This is a genomic window from uncultured Veillonella sp. (genome assembly GCF_963534045.1).
In the GTDB taxonomy this organism is placed as follows: Bacteria; Bacillota; Negativicutes; order Veillonellales; family Veillonellaceae; genus Veillonella.
The window spans coordinates 1-2,678 of record NZ_CAUSQT010000099.1; the positions used below are offsets into that span (position 1 = coordinate 1).

A 2,678-nucleotide genomic window follows, 5' to 3' on the forward strand; every position below is an offset into this window, starting at 1 on the left:
CCTGTTTTTTATTGACAGATTTGCGTTTTCCCTCTATAATTACCCTGTTATGGTATAAGTAAAACAAATATATAACGAGGAGGTGTTTTACTAATGAAACGTACATATCAACCAAATACTCTTTGGAGAAAACGTACCCATGGTTTCCGTGAACGCATGAAAACTATCGGTGGCCGTCTCGTATTGAAAAGAAGACGTGCTAAAGGCAGAAAACGCTTATCTGCATAATATAATGGCTCAGCAAGAGCTTTCAGAAAACTTGGCGCTCTTGCCAAGTTTTTCTATTCTATAGGACTCGGACGATACAATGGATTACCGCTTAGATAAAACGAGACGTATTATAAACAATAATGAATATCGCCTTGTGTATAAGCATGGTAAGTACGAGGTAGGACGCATGTGCGTGTTATATCGTATGCCTGTAGCGAAGCAAAAGACTCGTATCGGATTTGTAACGGGTAAAAAGGTGGGCTGTGCGGTTGAACGAAATCGGGCACGTCGCCTTATGAAAGAGGTGTATCGCCTCAATCAGCATCAAATTCGCGAAGGGTATCATATTGTTATCGTTGGACGTGGCCCTCTGAAGGACGCAACCTATGAACGAGCGGAAAAGGAAATACTGTACTTATTGCGTAAAAGCAAGCTCTTAGTATAATCCTATATAGGACCACAAGCATGGACAGCGCTATGCTTTGGTCCTATTCGCGTATTATGAGGTATATGGATTTGGTGGAACTGTCTTAGATACATACGCCAATCCAATCATGGTGAATTCTATGAAAGATACATGTATAACTTTATTAAATCTTATAAAACGAGGGGTTACCTTTGTTTTATGGCTCGTTATTCGCTTCTATCAGATTGCCATTTCCCCTCTCAAACCGGGATGTTGCCGATATTATCCCACTTGTTCCGCATATACTCTGCAGGCCATTGAAAAATATGGGCCTTTGAAAGGTAGCTGGCTTGGGCTAAAACGCATTTTGCGTTGCCATCCATTCCACAAGGGTGGGTATGATCCCGTTCCGTAGATTGGTTTTGGTGAAAGCTAACGCTAGTTAGGGCTTTCACAAGCAATAGTAAAAAGGCGTTAGCGAAAACTTTCACAAACAATATTCGCCTGAGCAAGCACAGTTTTGGAAATACCTGAGCATCTGTATGGATGAAATTTAGACCATACCATAACGATATATGGATGCGCGAAGGAGCCCAATTTCTACCTGCACTCGAAGGAGAAACAATGGAAATTTTTAACTATTTAGTTGAATTTATGCGCACACTTGTGACATATGCTTTCAACTTGACTGAAATGGTCGGATTCCCAAGCTATGGGGTGGCTATTATCATCATTACTGTCATTATTAAAGCGATTTTAGCGCCGTTGACAGTAAAACAAATTAAATCTATGAAAGCAATGCAAGAGTTACAACCTCGCATGAAAGAGCTTCAAGAAAAATACAAAAACGACCCTCAACGTTTGCAAGCTGAGATGGGCGCTATGTACAAAGAAATGGGCGTAAACCCATTGGCTGGCTGCTTGCCTTTATTGGTGCAAATGCCGTTCTTGATTGCTATTTTCTACGCATTGCAAGGATATCCTTACAATCCTGAATTCGAACATTTCTTATGGCTTCCTAGCCTTGGCGAAGCAGATCCATACTACATCTTGCCAGTATTGAGTGCTTTGTCCACATGGATCATGTCCCGACAAACTAGCATGGGTTCCAGTGGTGCCGCTGCACAACAACAAAAGATTATGCAAATCTTTATGCCATTGTTCATCGGTTACATTTCCTTGAACTTCCCATCTGGTCTTGTTATTTACTGGATTGTATCTAATGTGTTCCAATTGGTGCAACAACATTTCATTTACAAAGGCTTAGAAGCTAATAAATAGGAGGCACTATGGAATTTATCGATGTATCTGCTAAAACGATTGAAGATGCCATCGCTAAAGGGGTTGCAGAACTTTCTATAGATGGCCGTGAATTGGTAGAAACAAAGGTTATTGAACAACCTTCTAATGGTTTTTTAGGTATTGGCCGTAAACCAGCTGTGGTTCGTTTGTTCTATACAACGGTAGCAGCTGCGGCTACGGAAGAAGAAAAAGAAGTCATCGCTGAGACTTCTGATGCTGTATCGGATGCGCCTGTTGCGACTGATGAACGCAACGTGGCTGAATCTGTTGATGATTCTCCGGTATCTGTGAAAGCTAAACAAGAGCTTTCAAAAGAAACACAACAAATCATCGCTGAAAAAGGTAAGGAATTCCTTGAAAAGATGTTTGCTCAAATGGGCCTTATCGTGATGATTGAAAAGATGTTTACCGCTGATAAAATCACATTCCAAGTACATGGTGAAGACCTTGGTATCTTGATTGGTAAACATGGTCAAACCCTTGATGCTATCCAATATTTAACGAATTTGGTGGCTCACAAAGAGGTATCTGGCCATTGTCACATCGTGGTGGATGTGGAAAATTACCGCGCTCGTCGTGAAGAAACGTTGATCAATCTTGCAAAACGCCTTGCAGCTAAGGTAAAACGTAACCATCAAAAAGTTTCCTTAGAACCTATGAATGCATTTGAACGCAAAATCATTCATACGGCGTTGCATGATGATAAAAACATCGTCACAGAATCCGCTGGTGATGAACCATTCCGTCACATTGTGATTTC

General features: G+C 41.0%; 5 protein-coding genes. All 5 read left to right on the plus strand.

Going from position 1 to position 2,678, the window contains the following annotated elements:
- Positions 1–93: 93 nt before the first annotated feature.
- A complete protein-coding gene (gene rpmH, locus RYP29_RS08810; RefSeq protein WP_004692946.1) occupies positions 94–228 on the plus strand; it encodes a 50S ribosomal protein L34 in 135 nt (44 codons plus the stop codon).
- 79 nt (positions 229–307) lie between these two features.
- On the plus strand, positions 308–655 hold the full coding sequence (rnpA, locus tag RYP29_RS08815; protein WP_295226920.1) for a ribonuclease P protein component: 348 nt from the start codon (positions 308–310) through the stop codon (positions 653–655).
- A 121-nt stretch (positions 656–776) separates the two neighbouring features.
- Complete coding sequence (yidD, locus tag RYP29_RS08820) at positions 777–1,031, plus strand: membrane protein insertion efficiency factor YidD (protein ID WP_081448442.1); 255 nt, start codon at positions 777–779, stop codon at positions 1,029–1,031.
- A gap of 209 nt (positions 1,032–1,240) precedes the next feature.
- Positions 1,241–1,897, plus strand: a complete 657-nt coding sequence (locus RYP29_RS08825; RefSeq protein WP_311533195.1) for a YidC/Oxa1 family membrane protein insertase — start codon at positions 1,241–1,243, stop codon at positions 1,895–1,897.
- Between the two features lie 8 nt (positions 1,898–1,905).
- Positions 1,906–2,678: RNA-binding cell elongation regulator Jag/EloR (gene jag, locus RYP29_RS08830; RefSeq protein ID WP_311533197.1), on the plus strand; the 773-nt coding region annotated here is incomplete at its 3' end.

What these genes read in the sequence shown, in the direction of transcription:
- rpmH (WP_004692946.1), top strand. Translation starts at nt 94, where the DNA reads ATGAAACGTACATATCAACCAAATACTCTTTGGAGAAAACGTACCCAT.
- rnpA (WP_295226920.1), top strand. Translation starts at nt 308, where the DNA reads ATGGATTACCGCTTAGATAAAACGAGACGTATTATAAACAATAATGAA.
- yidD (WP_081448442.1), top strand. Translation starts at nt 777, where the DNA reads ATGAAAGATACATGTATAACTTTATTAAATCTTATAAAACGAGGGGTT.
- RYP29_RS08825 (WP_311533195.1), top strand. Translation starts at nt 1,241, where the DNA reads ATGGAAATTTTTAACTATTTAGTTGAATTTATGCGCACACTTGTGACA.